Origin of the sequence: Bradyrhizobium sp. Mp27 (genome assembly GCF_029953005.1) — a bacterium.
Classification (GTDB): domain Bacteria; phylum Pseudomonadota; class Alphaproteobacteria; order Rhizobiales; family Xanthobacteraceae; genus Bradyrhizobium; species Bradyrhizobium barranii.
Map to the genome: position 1 here is coordinate 214,406 of NZ_JASAUS010000001.1, position 14,846 is coordinate 229,251.

General features: G+C 60.1%; 13 protein-coding genes and 1 pseudogene. 9 read left to right on the forward strand and 5 right to left on the reverse strand.

Features of this window, described 5'->3' with window-relative positions; all coding sequences use genetic code 11:
- Positions 1-29 precede the first annotated feature (29 nt).
- Positions 30-926: a LysR family transcriptional regulator gene (locus QJT78_RS00850; protein WP_038941899.1), complete on the reverse strand. Its 897-nt coding sequence runs from the start codon at positions 924-926 to the stop codon at positions 30-32.
- Between the two features lie 129 nt (positions 927-1,055).
- Between QJT78_RS00850 and QJT78_RS00855 the strand changes: the two genes are divergently transcribed.
- Together QJT78_RS00855 and QJT78_RS00860 are read left to right on the forward strand one after the other, a co-directional pair.
- Complete coding sequence (locus tag QJT78_RS00855) at positions 1,056-1,994, forward strand: ring-cleaving dioxygenase (protein WP_028148484.1); 939 nt, start codon at positions 1,056-1,058, stop codon at positions 1,992-1,994.
- Positions 1,991-2,617 carry an alpha/beta hydrolase gene (locus QJT78_RS00860; protein WP_038941900.1) on the forward strand — a complete coding sequence of 209 codons (627 nt, stop codon included), beginning with the start codon at positions 1,991-1,993 and terminating at the stop codon, positions 2,615-2,617. Before QJT78_RS00855 ends, QJT78_RS00860 begins: the two co-directional genes overlap by 4 nt.
- Positions 2,618-2,674: 57 nt before the next feature.
- On the opposite strand, the gene QJT78_RS00865 is transcribed toward QJT78_RS00860, so the two are convergent.
- Together QJT78_RS00865 and QJT78_RS00870 are read right to left on the reverse strand one after the other, a co-directional pair.
- Positions 2,675-3,928 (reverse strand): glycosyltransferase, encoded by a 1,254-nt coding sequence (locus QJT78_RS00865; RefSeq protein WP_312016834.1) that lies wholly within the window; start codon positions 3,926-3,928, stop codon positions 2,675-2,677.
- 290 nt (positions 3,929-4,218) lie between these two features.
- Positions 4,219-4,836: a cupin domain-containing protein gene (locus QJT78_RS00870; protein WP_080586975.1), complete on the reverse strand. Its 618-nt coding sequence runs from the start codon at positions 4,834-4,836 to the stop codon at positions 4,219-4,221.
- Positions 4,837-5,333: 497 nt separating this feature from the next.
- On the opposite strand from QJT78_RS00870, the gene QJT78_RS00875 reads away from it, so the two are divergent.
- Together QJT78_RS00875 and QJT78_RS00880 are read left to right on the forward strand one after the other, a co-directional pair.
- Positions 5,334-6,152: a helix-turn-helix domain-containing protein gene (locus QJT78_RS00875; protein ID WP_162136473.1), complete on the forward strand. Its 819-nt coding sequence runs from the start codon at positions 5,334-5,336 to the stop codon at positions 6,150-6,152.
- 126 nt (positions 6,153-6,278) lie between these two features.
- Positions 6,279-8,062, forward strand: a pseudogene (locus QJT78_RS00880) (adenylate/guanylate cyclase domain-containing protein).
- A 133-nt stretch (positions 8,063-8,195) separates the two neighbouring features.
- Here QJT78_RS00880 and QJT78_RS00885 read toward each other — a convergent pair.
- Positions 8,196-9,770 carry a winged helix-turn-helix domain-containing tetratricopeptide repeat protein gene (locus QJT78_RS00885; protein ID WP_028148487.1) on the reverse strand — a complete coding sequence of 525 codons (1,575 nt, stop codon included), beginning with the start codon at positions 9,768-9,770 and terminating at the stop codon, positions 8,196-8,198.
- 159 nt (positions 9,771-9,929) lie between these two features.
- Between QJT78_RS00885 and QJT78_RS00890 the strand changes: the two genes are divergently transcribed.
- Entirely contained in the window at positions 9,930-10,172 is a 243-nt protein-coding gene (locus QJT78_RS00890) for a DUF1127 domain-containing protein (protein WP_028148488.1), read from the forward strand.
- Positions 10,173-10,416: 244 nt separating this feature from the next.
- Positions 10,417-11,439: a methyltransferase gene (locus QJT78_RS00895; protein WP_038941903.1), complete on the forward strand. Its 1,023-nt coding sequence runs from the start codon at positions 10,417-10,419 to the stop codon at positions 11,437-11,439.
- A 214-nt stretch (positions 11,440-11,653) separates the two neighbouring features.
- On the opposite strand, the gene QJT78_RS00900 is transcribed toward QJT78_RS00895, so the two are convergent.
- On the reverse strand, positions 11,654-12,355 hold the full coding sequence (locus QJT78_RS00900; protein WP_038941904.1) for an alpha/beta hydrolase: 702 nt from the start codon (positions 12,353-12,355) through the stop codon (positions 11,654-11,656).
- Between the two features lie 153 nt (positions 12,356-12,508).
- Here QJT78_RS00900 and QJT78_RS00905 point away from each other — a divergent pair, with 153 nt between their 5' ends.
- The 3 genes from QJT78_RS00905 to QJT78_RS00915 all read left to right on the forward strand — a co-directional run bounded on the left by QJT78_RS00905 (position 12,509) and on the right by QJT78_RS00915 (position 14,839).
- The gene (locus QJT78_RS00905; RefSeq protein ID WP_202801332.1) at positions 12,509-13,267 is read left to right on the forward strand and encodes a LysR family transcriptional regulator; all 759 of its coding nucleotides are present in this window, start codon (positions 12,509-12,511) and stop codon (positions 13,265-13,267) included.
- Positions 13,264-13,410 carry a hypothetical protein gene (locus tag QJT78_RS00910; RefSeq protein ID WP_281460166.1) on the forward strand — a complete coding sequence of 49 codons (147 nt, stop codon included), beginning with the start codon at positions 13,264-13,266 and terminating at the stop codon, positions 13,408-13,410. Before QJT78_RS00905 ends, QJT78_RS00910 begins: the two co-directional genes overlap by 4 nt.
- 352 nt (positions 13,411-13,762) lie before the next feature.
- Positions 13,763-14,839 carry an acyltransferase gene (locus QJT78_RS00915; protein ID WP_157790098.1) on the forward strand — a complete coding sequence of 359 codons (1,077 nt, stop codon included), beginning with the start codon at positions 13,763-13,765 and terminating at the stop codon, positions 14,837-14,839.
- Positions 14,840-14,846 lie beyond the last annotated feature (7 nt).

Consider the following 14,846-nt stretch of genomic DNA (forward strand, 5'->3'; position numbering starts at 1 on the left):
CGGGCTCGGCAGACATCGGCCCCTTGGCCTCAACGCGCCTCGTCGCCGCTAAACCGCTCGACCAGAAAATCAATAAACAGCCGCACCTTCACCGACAGATGCCGCGTCGGCGGATACACCGCATAAAGCGCGAGCGGCGGCGCGGAATAATCGTCCAGCACCGTCCGCAGCTCGCCCTTCTTCAACGCATCGGCGGCGATGAATTCCGGCAGCAGTGCCAGCCCCCTGCCCTTGATCGCGACGTCGCGCAGCACTTCGGCGTTGTTGACGCAGAGCGACCAGGCCGGCTGGATCCAGTGATCGCCATCAGTGCCGGTGAGCTTCCACTGATTGCCTGTCAGCAGGAAGCCGTAGGTCAGCGAGGCATGCTCGCGCAGGTCCTGCGGGTGCTTTGGCGTGCCGTGACGCGTGAGATAATCCGGCGAAGCGCAGATCATGCGCGCCACCGGCATGATTTTTCGCGCGATCAAACTCGAGGATTCCAATTCCGCGATCCGCAAGGTCACGTCAAAGCCGTCCTGGACGGGGTCGAGCAGATCGTCGCTGAGCACGATCTGGAGCTGAAGCTCGCCATAGCGCGCCATGAAATCGGCCAGCACAGGACCTAGCCGCATCGTCCCGAACGACATCGGCGCGTTGGCCCGCAGCAGGCCGCGCGGCGCCGACTGGGCCTGCGCCACCGCCTGGTCGGCGGCCTCGATCTCCGAGAGGATCACGACCGCGCGCTCGAAATAGCGCTGGCCGTTCTCGGTCGGACTGGCGTGGCGCGTCGTCCGGTTCAGGAGCTGGACGCCGAGGCTCTCTTCGAGGTCGGCGATGTATTTGCTGATCGCCGAGCGCGACAGCCGCAGCTGCCGGCCCGCCTCGGCAAAACTGCCGCTTTCGACCACCTTCACGAAGGCCCGGAGGCTGGCGACCTTATCCAAGGGGCGGCCCCGGCGATTGTTTCCAAATCGTAGACATAGACGTCATATTTGCATGGATTGTCTCCAATCCAAAGCGGAACGATATTTCGACCCAGAGCAAGACCGCTCCCCGAATTTTGGAGGACGACAATGTCTGGACTGCACCACGTCACCGCGATCGCCGGCGATCCCATCCGCAATTTCGGCTTCTACACCCGGGATCTCGGCCTGCGCTTCGTCAAGAAGACGGTCAATTTCGACGATCCCGGCACTTACCACTTCTATTACGGCGACGAGACCGGCCGCCCCGGCACCATCCTGACCTTCTTCCCCTGGGCCGGCGTGCCGGCCGGGCGTCGCGGCGTCGGCGAGACCCATCAGACCGCCTTCCGCGTGCCGCAGCGCTCGCTCGGCTACTGGACGCAGCGCTTCACCGAGAAGGGCATCGCCTACGAGGCGCTGGAGAAGCGTTTTGGCGAGTCCGTGCTGCCGTTCACCGACCCTGACGGCATGGCGCTCGCGCTGGTCGGCATTCCCGGCGCCGAGACCGAGCCCGGCTGGAGCAATGGCGACGTCCCGGCCGAGCACGCGATCCGCGGGTTCCACGGCGTGACCTTGCTGCTCGACAGCGCGGCGAAGACGGCTGCCGTCCTCACCGACGTGTTCGGCTTCAAGGAGACCGGACGCGAGGGCTCGGTGATCCGCTTCAAGGCGCTGGGCGATGCCGAAGGCAGCGTCGTCGACATCTACGAAGCCAAGGGCTTCTTGCGCGGACATCAGGGCGGCGGCTCCGTCCACCACATCGCCTTCCGCGCGGCCGATGACGCCGAGCAGGGCCGGATGGCGCAAAAGCTCGTGAGCAATCACGGCCTGCATCCGACCGAGCAGAGGGACCGCAACTACTTCCGCTCGATCTACTTCCGCGAGCCCGGCGGCGTGCTGTTCGAGATCGCGACCGATATCCCCGGCTTCGCCGTCGATGAACCGGTCGCAACGCTGGGACGCGACCTGAAGCTGCCGAGTTTCCTCGAAGCGCAGCGCAAGCAGATCGAAAATGTTCTGCCGAGCCTGGAAGAAAGCGCGTCATGACCGAGAGCACATTCATCCATCGTTTCGAGCCCGCGACCAGCGCGGGCTCCCCTCCGCTGCTGCTGCTCCATGGCACCGGCGGTGACGAGAACGACCTGCTCGGGCTCGGCAAGATGATCTCGCCCGGCTCTGCCCTGCTCTCGCCACGCGGCCGCGTGCTCGAGCACGGCATGCCGCGTTTCTTCCACCGCCTCGCCGAGGGCGTGTTCGACGAGGACGACGTGCGCCGGCGCGCGCTGGAGCTCGGCGACTTCGTCGCGGACGCGCGGCAGCAATACGGCATCGCCGCTCCCGTTGCGGTCGGCTTCTCCAACGGCGCCAACATCGCAGCCGCGCTGTTGCTGCTGAAGCCGGACGTCCTGGCAGGCGCGATCCTGCTGCGTGCCATAGTGCCGCTGTCGGATCCGCCGGAGGCAGAGCTTGGTGGCAAGCCGATTCTGCTGCTGTCCGGGCGGGCCGATCCGATCGTGCCCGCGAGCAATTCGGCAAAGCTTGCGGCGCTGTTGTCGGAAGCCGGTGCGTGTGTCGACCACAGGGTGCTCCCCGCAGGCCATCAATTGTCGCAGGCCGACGTCACGCTGGCCCGCAACTGGATCGGCAGCATCGACGCCAAAGCGGCATGAACCAACGAGCGGCGCATCGTTCATGAACGGTGCGCCGCTCATTCGCCTTGCGAACTGTCAGGCAGATTTTCGAAGCGGTTGTTTCTTCGGCTGCGGTCTCGCCGCGCGGCCAATGGCGGCGATCGCCTCCATCTCGTCGACCAGGCCGGACCGATCGATATCGACTTTCATGGCCTCGCCGAGCAGACGGGCCGCCTTCCTGAATTGCGGCTCCGCAATCAATCGGTTCACCGCCGCGGCAATCTCCGCTTCGGACGCGGTTGGAGGCAATTGAAGCCCTGCCCCCTTCGCTTCGACGCGCGCGGCATTGGCAGCCTGGTCGCGCCCCATTGGCAGGATGAGCTGCGGCAGTCCGTTGATGAGTGAACGCGTGGTCGTTCCGTGGCCGCCTTGCGAGATCACTACGGAAACATCCTTCATGACGAGGTCATGGGGGGCGCCCCGGACCAAATGCACGTTGTTCGGAGCCCGGAGATCGGCGACGTCGACATTGGGACCGGCTGTTGCAAGCGCATCGATCTCGACCGCTTCCATCGCTGTGATAATGCGCTGAAACAGTTCGCGCTGACCTTGCGCGCCCGTGCTGCATGCGATCAGCCCGCGAGGACGACCCGACTGAGCCGACCATGGCGCTCGCCACGCCTCCGTCTGCCGAGATTTGGACCAATTCGGCACATCGAGCAGCGGTCCGACGTAGCGGAAATTCTCGGGCAGCGAGTCAGCTTGAAAGTCGAACACTCGACTGGTCGCGAGCAAAAGCCGGTTGGCCCGATCGAACAGATCGTAGACATCTGCGAGAGGCGGAAGACCCAGATCGGCACGCGCGCGGTTGAGACTTGGCAGAAACACATTGAGTGTTTCGGCCAGCCTGGCATTGGCGGCGTCGACTTCGGCGCGCTCTTCCGGCGTTTTCGGTTGCCTCAACCCGCTGGTGGCCGGCGGCATGCCCGGCAGGGGCCGAATGCTGACATGAGGGGACAGAAGAGCGAAAGGCTCGCCTGACGCCTCCGCCCCGAGCGCAGCACCAAACAGCACGTCGAGCACGAGAACGGCATCCGTCGGCATACGGCCGATCTCATCCCGGACATCGGCCGCATAGAGCGCGGCAGGATCAAAGACGGCCTGGCGTAGAAAGTCCTTCACATCCGAGACGTCCACCGGATCCGCGGCCTTTCCGGTCGGGGCACGGCGCCATGCTACAAATGCAAAGCCGGAGGCCTCGACTTCAGAGCGCATCGCCGGATCCGCCATCACCCGGATATGATGTCCATTCCGGTGCAACCTTCGCGCCGCAGTCAGCAGCGGGCTCAAATTCCCGAGGGTCCCCCACGACGCCAGCAGAAAATCATAAGACATCGTAGAACCTCTTTCGCCACAGGGATGAATTCGCCGGTGCAATCCATCCTGGGCGCAGGCTTCCGGACGGATGCTTGGCCGCGCCTGTGTCCGCGCGGGCCACGCCAAGAATGGCGGGGCGCGCGCTACCGAACGATGTCTCCTCAGAGTGAGATGGTTACACCTGTAAGAATGAGGATGGCCGCTAAAGGGCGCATCGGGTGGGGGCAAAAGCAGTCCATCAGTTCAGAACGCGAATTTGTCCGCTAAGCGATAGTGCTTAGCCACTCGTTTCGGTTGCCCGCCCCTTCTTCAGTGCAATAATTCAGGGCATCCAGCACGAGGCAGGAACCGTAGTCAGTCGCCGCCCCACTCCAATTGACAGTCAATCCGACCGCTGAGTTTTCCTCCGGGCTCGCGAGCCAATACCCGTTTGCCTGGACGAGCTTGAGGAAGCGTCGCGCTTGCTCTTCCGGCAAAGAGCCGGCAGCTGAACTCGATATCTCCTGCAGAAACCGGGCCATCTTTGTTGTTGTCACGCATATGATCGAAGCAGCCAGTTGCGACGAATTTCTCCAAGCGTGCTTGGCACCGTCTCGCACATCGAAGACATCGCCTGGTCCAAGCTCCTCCCAGCGGTCTCCGCGAAGAGCATTTATGCTACCGGACACCACGTAAAACGTCTCTCGATCGGCGTGACTGTGCATCGGCACCACCGCGCCCGCGGGCAGGGTACATCGGATGAGACAGTAGTCTCCTGCATTATCGGAAACCTCAGTGAGATACTCGTTCATCGGACGCAAGTTTTGCTGCGGGGAAAACACTTCTTGGGCATTGATTGCGCTCGTCGAGCGACAATCATTCGGATTGAGATTGTCAGACATCGTCAGAGACCTCTTGCATGATGCTGCAGGCAAGACACTTGCAGATAACGCTCGGCTTGTTGACCGCAGCAGTTTGCCACCAGAGCGCCGTCAGATCGGCACAAGGATTGCTGTGCTGGTCCGATCACTCTCTCGAGCGGTTGACATCTAGAGCAATGAGGAATGAACGTGGAGTGGCTGGCGCGCCCTTTCCGATGCGGTGACGCGCACTCCTTAAACGAACAGGAGCGCGTCATTTCCCAGCAACGGCTGGGAACACATTTTTGTGTGCCGCTGTTGCAGCATTCAGACTTGTGCGCACTTGCGGTAAAGAGGTCGCCTCATTCCTTGGTTGCGAAAGGGAAAGCGAGATGCCTAGCCGCAGTGAATTTCTCATCGGGCCAACATCGGATTACGAGACGTGGCTAACCGGCATCCGCTCAATCGGTGTTTTCGGTTCTCAAGGCGTCGATTCCAGAATTTGTAGAGGTTCGGTCCGTGGCTCATGCATGTGGGGAATGACTGCGCTCGATACTGCATTTGCGAGCCCCAACATCAGCCGGTTCGATCGGATGCGCCGGGACCCTCGCCTCAATAGCAGCGATTATTACAACGTGGTGTTTCAGATCTCCGGTCGGTCGACACTGATACAGGACGATCATGAGGCCGAGCTTGCTGTGGGCGACATTGGACTTGTCGATATGGCCCGACCAGTGAGCTTGATCTCTGGGAGCACATCCTGCCGATGGCTTTCTCTGTCTATCCCACGACGGCGGCTGATCTCCCATTTGGGCTTGGAACCACGCGGCGGAATATGCTGGCATGGTGCAACACCCGCGTGTCGCCTCCTATTCCGTCTCGTTTCGGCCGCCCCTGGCGAAGACGATAGTTCATCCACTGCGGCCGAACCCTACAGCCAGTTCGCGATCTACGATCTGCTCGGCGCCTTATTCGCCGAGTCCGATTTGCCGCCTAATTCCTCTCACACTGACAAGCTGTTCACGCGCGTCTGCAGCATCGCCAGGAACCACTTCTCAGATCCTGACCTTTCCCTTCGCGATGTGGCCAGCGAAGCAGGAATTTCATTGCGCTATCTCCAAAAGCTGTTCACGGCGCGCGGACTAACGTGCAGCCGGTTCATTCAGTCGCTTCGTTTGGATCACGCGGCACATCTTCTGACCAGACGAAAGCCAACCAAATCGCACCAGATGCTTAGCGAGATCGCCTATTCCTGTGGCTTCCGCGACTACGCGCATTTCTCTCGAATGTTCCGCCTTCGATTTGGGTGCAGCCCAAGCGTAGCCTCGGACGCGCATGTCCGAGCTGGTTCAAATTGAGAAGACCTCGGTGCGAGCAAGTGTTTTCCGGCTAGCCCTCGAACGCAGAGATTTCAACTGACGGTCGGCATGTCTCAGAAGAACCCAGGAACGGTCACCAGCTTGAGCGGGCATTCAGTCAAAGCGATGTTGGCGCCAGTCCGGGTTGAGCGCAGGTTGGCGGCGATAGTGGCAGCTGACGTGGCTGGCTATTCGCGGCTGATGCACGAGAATGAAGAGGCGACCTACGCCAAGGTGACGGCGCTCCTCGCGGACGCTGTCGCACCGGCAGTCGCCGAACACGGCGGCCGCATCGTGAAGAACATCGGCGATGGCTTCTTGGCGGAGTTTCCGAGCGCTGTCGAAGCCGTCCGAACTGCGGTGCAGTTTCAGACCCGCATCGGGGAACTTACAATCGACGACGCGGAAGACAGGCGCATTGCTTTCCGTGTGGGTGTCAACATCGGTGACGTCATCGTTGAGCCTCATGACATCTTTGGAGACGGCGTTAACATCGCTGCGCGGCTTGAGAGCATCGCTGAGCCCGGCGGTATCTGCATCTCGTCCGCCGCCTACGATCAAATCCGAGACAAGATCGAGGTTGAGTTTGCCGATCTTGGCGAGCAGAACCTCAAAAACATCGACCGCCCAGTGCGAGCCTACGCTGTGCTCCAGGAAGGACCTAACCCGCCGGTACAAGCCGACCGCGCGAGGCCGGCCGTGCTTCCAGCGCCACGACTTTCGATCGTCGTCCTGCCTTTCATGAACCTTGGGGGCGATACCGAGCAGGATTATTTTGTCGATGGCGTGACTGAGAACCTCACGACGGACCTGTCGCGCATCAGTGGCGCATTCGTAATCGGCCGACACACCGCATTCACCTATAAGAACAAAGTGATTGATCTCAAACAGATCGGTCGCGAGTTGAATGTTCGCTACCTGCTCGAGGGCTCCGTGCAGCGTGGCGGCAATCGGCTTCGAGTAAATGTGCAGCTGATTGACGCCGAAACCGGGTCGCATCTATGGGCCGAGCGCTTCGACAAGCCTGTCACCGACCTTTTCGATACGCAGGACGAAATCGTAGCAAGGCTCGCCAATGCGCTGGACGCCCAGCTTATCGCGGTTGAGGCGCGCCGAGCGGAACGTTCGCGGCATCCCGATGCGATGGACTTCTATTTCCGAGGCGTGGCCTTGTGGAACAAGGGGATCACGTCCGAATCGATGGCACAAGCCCGCAGCTTTTTTGAACGAGCCTTGGCGCTCGATGCTGGAAATATCGGAGCAATGGTCGGTGTGGGGTTGGTGGATGCGTCCATCGGAGCGATCTTCCTGGCCGACGACCGGGCCGCGCATCTCGCGGCAGCCGAGACGACGTTGACAAAGGCGCTGTCTCTCGCGCCGAACCACGCCTTGGCCCACATGATATTAGGGGTAGTCCAGATTTTTACGAATCGTGCGATTCAAGGCATCGCCGAATGCGAGCGAGCGTTGGCGTTGGATCGAAATCTGGCTAACGCGCACGCGGCCATCGGTTTCGCCATGAATTCTCTCGGGCGCGGCGCAGAGCTGAGGCCCATGTCAACGAAGCGCTCCGCCTCTCTCCTCGCGACATCTCCGCCTTCCGGTGGCTGCAGATGGTCGGCTTCGCCAAAGTGCAGCTCAATGCCGACGCCGAAGCGGTAGCTTGGTTCCGTCGAAGTCTCGAGGCCAACCGAAATTATCCGATTACGCATTTTGGACTCGCCGCCGTCCTGGCGCTGCTCGGCTCGCTGGATGAGGCGCGGGCCGCTGCGAAGGCAGGACTTGCGCTTGATCCAAGCTTTACCATCCGCCGGTTCCGCCTCGGCGCAGCGAGTGATAACCCCACCCATCTCGCCGGACGCGAACGCGTCTATGAAGGTATGCGTTTGGCCGAGGTACCGGAGGGATGATGTCTGGTATGGGTCCAAGCCGAAATCTGCATCGAGCAACGCCACGTCCGCGAAGGGCCACAAGCGGACATTGCATACTGCGCCGTTGATGGGAATTGGAATGAGACCGGTCTTTCCCGACAACCGCATGCACTCATGGGGGCAGACCCATGATGGAGCAAGCTCGCATGACCCTTTCGAGGTATTCCGGCCCGTAAAATCGAGCGAGCTTTGGAACGAGTGTGGAGACGCGGAGAGCCGGCCTCGCTTCCATCAGGCGTGCACCGATCATCCGGGCTTCCTCGACCCTTCCAGACATTGCGTGGCATGCCGCCAGAATGAATTGTGCGTTGAGATAGTTGGGCCGGTGCAGCACAGCCGACTTGGCCCATGACGCCCCGTCCTCGTATCGATCCGTCAGGAAATGCGCAAACGCTATGCCGGTCTGCGTCAGAAAAAGAAACGGATCCATCGGGCTTAGACGCCCCCCGGCGTGGAACTGCTTAAGCGCCCCCTCTATGTCGCCGCGCCGTATGTGTTCCCAGCCGATCGTATACCGTGCGACAGCCAGGTTCGGGTTAAGTTCATACGCTCGGGAGACGAGGGCCACGCCTTCGTCGATCTCATATAATACGGCGCCAATTGCCTGCCCGGCTCTCACAAGTACGGTTGGATCATCCTTATCGAGCTCGATCGCACGTCTTGCCAACCGTCGGGTGTCGTTCAGTTCCTGAGCCGCGTCGATCGTCCAGCCGAAGATCTTTCGTTGCAGATAGCAGTAAGCACCAAGCGCGTACGCTGAGGCCAATCCGGGATCGATCTCGACAGCAAGACGGATCAGCCTGAGGGCTTCAATGTTCTGTTCGCGGGTGAATTCATAGAAGCTCGAGAGTGCACGCAGATAGTAGTCGTAGGCCTGAAGATTTTCGGTTGGCTTGCGTTTTGCGCGCTCTATCTCGGCGCGCTCCAATTGAGGAAAGAGCGCGCTAATCACGCTACTCGTCACTTGGTCCTGCAGATCGAAGATATCTTTGAGTTGGCTGTCGAACCGGTCCGCCCAAAGATGAGCACCCGTCGTGGCCTCGATCAACTGCCCGGCAATGCGAACCCGATCGCCGGACTTGCGCACACTGCCTTCGAGCACATACCGAACGCCCAGCTCGCGCCCGACCTGCCTGATGTCGATAGCCTTGCCTTTGTAGGTAAAAGTGGACTGTCGCGCGATGACGAACAGCGATTTGGACCGTGAAAGGCCGGTGATGATGTCCTCGACCATGCCGTCGGCGAAATACTCCTGCTCTGGATCGGAGCTCAGGTTGGTGAATGGCAGAACGGCGAGCGACGGTTTGTCGGGAAGTGGGAGGGCGGGTTCAGCCGTCTCCTTCTGGATTTCTGTTACCGCCACAGTGGGGGCGCCGTCAGCCTCCTGCACCATACCGATAAAGCGATAGCCCTTCCTTGGCAGCGTCTTGATCAACCGCTGTTTCTCCCCGGAATCGCCAATTGCGGACCGGGCGGCATTCAGGCGGGTCGTCAGCGCGGCATCCGATACGCACCGCCCCTTCCAAATGGTTGTGATGAGCTCATCCTTGCAAACCACGCGCTCACGGTTGCGGATGAGGTAGTCCAGAAAGTCAAAGGTCTGTGGCGCCAGGGCAACGACGTTTGTGTCGCGGTACAGCTCGCGGCGGCCGGAATCCAGTTGGTAGTCTTCGAAGAGATAGCGCAAGACGCGAAATCCCTTGGACGGTCTCCGGTCAGGCCCGGCAACACCTTGGAAAATAAAGAATAAGCTGTCCGTAAGGAAAATGTAAGCAGCAGATCAAGCGCGCTGACCCGGATTTTGGCAGCATGCCAGGGTGGAAACAAGGTGCCCGAGGATGCTGCGATGAGCATGATTTATCAGACAACGGGCTTGGTCCAGACGACAGACTCTCAGCGACGCAATGTCAGCGTTTTCAAGAATTGCTGGAACGCTTTTCAGGAGTGGCGGAAATGGGAGCGCCTGCGGCGCGATCTTTGCAGCCTAAGTGATCAGGAACTGAAGGATATCGGGATTACGTATGGCGAGATCGACTACGTGGCCTCGAACCGAAATACTGACCCGCGAGGCATCCGATCGGTCGGATGATGTCGACCTCCAGGAGCGGTGGACGGTCCGTCGGAAATTGGTCGACGCGAGCCGCTTGGCGGCCCAGATACCGGCTTGCGCTCGGGGTCAAAAGCCGACACCGCGCCAACGCCCCAACACGCCAGCTTGGGATCACAAGCCGAAATCAGCATCGAGCAACGCCACGTCTGCGAAGGGCCACAAGCGGAAGTAGTCAGCTACCCAACAGCCGTGTACGCTGGCTTTTTCGCTTTGGAGAATTGCCATGACTGCCAATACTCCTGAACAGCTGCCGCCGCACATCCAATTGATCCAAATGAGAGCGGCGGTTACCTCAAGAACCGTTTGCGTCGCTGCAAAGTTGGGACTAGCCGATCAGCTCGCATCTGGGCCGAAGAGCGCTTTGGAACTAGCTGGTCCGATGCAGGTGCATGCACCATCACTGCATCGATTGATGCGCACTCTAGCGAGCCTGGGCATCTTGACAGAGCAATCGGCGCAGCGATTTGCGCTGACTAGCTTAGGCGAGGCTCTGAAGACCGGTGCGCCGGGCTCGGCAAGATCGTCCCTGCTTGTTTTCGGGAGTGCCTGGCAGCGCGGTGCTTGGGATTATATGGAATACTCTGTTCAAACGGGCAAACCCGGCTTTAACAAAGCGCATGGTGTGCCATTCTTCGAATATCTCGCACATCATCCAGAACAAGCATCGCTGTTTAGCGAGACAATGATCGGCCTCCACAATCAGGAACCTCCTGCCGTCGCCGCTGCATATGGATTTGCGGCTTTCAAGACCATCGTTGACGTTGGCGGTGCGACCGGCAACATGTTGGCCACTGTGCTTTCCCGTCATGAGGGACCGCGCGGCATCCTGTTCGATCGTCCGCATGTCGTGACTGACGCGCCGGCATTGCTAACTGCCAGGGGTGTAAGCGACTGGGTGACAATAGTGCCTGGTGATTTCTTCCAGAGCGTCCCTGCTGGGGCGGACGCTTACATTCTTTCGCACATCATTCATGACTGGGACGAGGACCAGTGTCTCACAATCCTTGGCCACGTCCGCAAGGCAATGAACCCCGCCGGACGGCTGCTTGTCGTCGAAATGGTTCTTCCGTCCGGCGATGCAGCACATCAGGGAAAGATGCTCGATATGGCGATGCTAGTGCTATTGGGCGGGCAGGAAAGAACGGAGTCCGAGTATGCGTCACTTCTTGGCAAAGCCCGTTTTCGCCTTGCGCGGGTCGTCCCCACCAATTCAGCTGCAAGCATCCTCGAAGCAGTAGCGGCTTGAGCGAGAGAAGTTTGACCGACGTCCGCTGTGGGTCAAAGGCCTACACCGCGCCAACGCCCCAACACGCCAGCTTAGGGTCCAAGCCGAAATCAGCATCGAGCAACGCCGCGCCTGCGAAGGGCCAAGAGCGGCCGTTGCACACCGGCCCATGAATGAGAGAGGTCGCCTTGCGAACGACCTCTCCTTCGTGTCCGGAAATGTACGCTTGTTGCGATCAGCTTTTTTGAACGGCGGCCGCGGCTTTGCGTATCACGTCGATCACCACATTTGGCTGGGAGAGCATCGGCACGTGGCTGCTCGCCACCTCGGTGACGGTCGCTCCCATGCGCTTCGACACCCAGCGCTGCAGATCCGGATGCACAGTATGGTCTTGCGTGGCCAGAATGTACCAGCTCGGCTTCGACCTCCACGCGATCTTGTCGGCGCTGAGCCTCTGTTGCTGGAACAGATTGTAGACGGGCGCATAATGGGTGGCCCAAACCAGCTTCTGGTCTTCTGCGGAGAGGTCTCCTGCGAAGAACTCGGTGCCGCTCGGAAGCATCCAGGCACGCCCATCGGCGACCTCGACGCGGGAGAAGATATCCGACGGATACTTGTCGAGCTGGTCCTGAACGGTCTCGCCGGCATCCGGCGCGACCGCTGCAATGTAGACGAGACCGACCACGCGTTCATCGGTGCCCGCGCCTGTGATGGTGGCGCCGCCATACGAATGGCCGACGAGAAGGACCGGGCTGCCAACACGATTGAGTGTGCGCTTCACCGTCGCCAGGTCCTCCTCGTAGGAGTCCAGGCCATATTGAACGGCGATCACTTCGTACCCCTCGGCCTGCAATGCTGGAATGACTTTGCTGAAACAGGAGCCATCGGCCCAAATGCCGTGACAGAAAACGATCGTTGGCTTGGTTTGCGCAGACATACTGCTTTTCCTTTTTTGCACGAACTTCAGCGATGGAGGGCATTGGAAGACTAACTCGGTTGCCGGGGCCCCCATTGCGAAAGTCAGACTATTCGTTCATAAATGGCCGATTAGCCGTCTTTCGTTCGGTTCTTTCGCGATCAAAAGTCCTGAATGACAACGATTCTAGAAAGAACGGCCGGTCTGCTGGCCTTCGTGCGGACGGTTGACGCGGGTTCTTTCGCCGGCGCCGCGCGATCGATCGGCGCCAGCCCCTCAGCGGTATCGAAAAGCGTTTCGCGCCTCGAACAACGTCTCGGTGTGCGCTTGCTGCAGCGCTCAACGCGCACACTCAGCCCGACGTCCGAAGGCGCCGCTTACTACGAGCACGTCGCTCCCCATCTGCGCGCGATAGAGGAAGCCGACGACATCGTGCAGGTTCCAGGAAACGTCCGTGGCCTGCTTCGGGTCACTGTGCCGAGTACATTTGGGCGCCCGTTGATTTCCGCATGGGCGGGCTCGTTCCTGGAGCGCTATCCAGACATCAAGCTTGATCTCAGCGTCACGGACCGCCGTGTCGATCTCATCCGCGAGGGTTTCGACCTCGCTGTCAGAATTGGCGAACTGGAAGACACAAACCTGATCGGCCGCTCGTTAGGTGTCCTGCAATATGTTCTGGGCGCATCGCCGGAATACCTTCAGCGACGAGGAATCCCGCAGTCGATCGACGATCTCACGCAGCATGCCTGCCTTCGCCATCTGCTTGGCGGCCGGCCGCAAGCATTTACTTTTGCGGACGGCACACGGGTCATCCCCAATGGCCCCTTCGATAGCGACGATGCTCAGTCGTTGATTGAGGCGGTCATAAAAGGCGTTGGCATCACGCAGTTCATGCGCATCGCAATCGAGGACGAGCTCGCCGCCGGCGATTGAATGTCGTGCTGCCGGGCATACCGATGTTCACCACACCGGTTTACGTCCTGCACGCATTCGGACGACAACTCCCCCTGCGAGCCCGCCTGTTCATCGATTTTCTTGTCGATGCCTTGGGCGTGTCGCGCAATTTGTCGCTCTGAACTTTTGGAGCTGGCCGGGAACGCGATCCGACGCGCGAGCAGGGATTTCCGCCTGATGCTCTCGGCCAGTGAAATCTAAAGCGCGGGCAAGCCGGGCGGCGGCTTGCGCGTGTTTGGAGGCCTGCTCACAGGCGTAGGCCAGGCGCAGCAGCCTGTACTTGCTCCAGGCTCGATCCGCGAGAGTTGCGCCAAAATACACGCTAATGTTGTGACTCTATTAATAGTTGTTGTGGCACGTACATTCCCGCAACACAGGGAGTGGCTGCAAATGGCGCCGGGTTTCTGTTGGATGCCGTCACAATCGCCCAAGAGGAGCAAGGCTAGCGCCTGATCGCGTGCATCGATGGGCCTCTTGCGATTACTCCTGGCGCTGGCCGTTGTCGGCGACCACGTGCTGCCGCCATTCCCGTGGCTGCGTCTCACCACAGGGGTCATGGCGGTCGAAGTCTTCTTTGTTGTCTCCGGATTCTACATGCAGATGGTCCTGTCGCAGCGCTACGCGTCCGCAGGAGCATTCTATCTCAGTCGAGCCTTTCGAATTTTCCCGACATACTGGCTCGTGGCTGCGCTTGCCTTCGCGCTCTGGCCCGTGAACGATTTCCGCGAGATTGCCAGCCTGGGGTGGCAGCCCGCCATTCTCGTGTTCGCATCCAGCATCCTGATCTTTCTTCAGGACACATTGCTGTTCCTCGGAGTGGATCGCGGCGAGCTGTTCGTTACCGCAAATTTCCACTCCACTGCCCCTCAACTGTCCTCGTACCTGGTTGTGCGCCCATCGTGGACGCTGGCATTGGAGCTGTATTTCTACCTGATGGCTCCGTTCCTGGCGCGGCTGAGCAGCTTCCGCCTGGGTGCAATCGCTCTCATACTCACCGGAGCGAGACTTGCAGCGTATAGCGTCGGATTGGATCACGATCCCTGGTACTATCGCTTCTTCCCGTTCGAGCTTCCCCTGTTTGTGCTCGGCATGCTCAGCTTCCGATTGTTCAACCAGATCGAAACGCTTCCGCTCTCGAAACCCAGGGCCGTGGCGCTCGTCGCAATCGCCAGCTTGATCGTGCTCGGACAGTATTTTGTTCTGAACGTGCCGGAACAGTACGGCTTCGTTGCGGCTGCAATGGCCGCGGCGGTCGTTCCGGTTGCCTTCGCAGCCTTCAAGGACGTCAGCATCGACCGGTTTGTCGGCGATCTCTCATTTCCGATCTATCTCGTGCATTTTCCGGTCATTCAGTTTCTGAGCAACAATTATGTTGTCGTAGTCGCGACAAGCCTGTTGGTGTCTTGTCTCATCGTCGTTGGTCTTGAGAGGCCACTGAATCGCCTTCGCCATCGCCTCGCCGGCGAAAATCGGGCCAAGAAGCAGCCCATACCAGCGATCACGGCCGAAGCGGCGTTTGAATTGGCCAACACAGCCGACCAGAAATCCTGATACATCG

What these genes read in the sequence shown, in the direction of transcription:
- QJT78_RS00855 (WP_028148484.1), top strand. Translation starts at nt 1,056, where the DNA reads ATGTCTGGACTGCACCACGTCACCGCGATCGCCGGCGATCCCATCCGC.
- QJT78_RS00860 (WP_038941900.1), top strand. Translation starts at nt 1,991, where the DNA reads ATGACCGAGAGCACATTCATCCATCGTTTCGAGCCCGCGACCAGCGCG.
- QJT78_RS00870 (WP_080586975.1), bottom strand. Translation starts at nt 4,836, where the DNA reads ATGTCTGACAATCTCAATCCGAATGATTGTCGCTCGACGAGCGCAATC.
- QJT78_RS00875 (WP_162136473.1), top strand. Translation starts at nt 5,334, where the DNA reads ATGACTGCGCTCGATACTGCATTTGCGAGCCCCAACATCAGCCGGTTC.
- QJT78_RS00890 (WP_028148488.1), top strand. Translation starts at nt 9,930, where the DNA reads ATGAGCATGATTTATCAGACAACGGGCTTGGTCCAGACGACAGACTCT.
- QJT78_RS00895 (WP_038941903.1), top strand. Translation starts at nt 10,417, where the DNA reads ATGACTGCCAATACTCCTGAACAGCTGCCGCCGCACATCCAATTGATC.
- QJT78_RS00900 (WP_038941904.1), bottom strand. Translation starts at nt 12,355, where the DNA reads ATGTCTGCGCAAACCAAGCCAACGATCGTTTTCTGTCACGGCATTTGG.
- QJT78_RS00905 (WP_202801332.1), top strand. Translation starts at nt 12,509, where the DNA reads ATGACAACGATTCTAGAAAGAACGGCCGGTCTGCTGGCCTTCGTGCGG.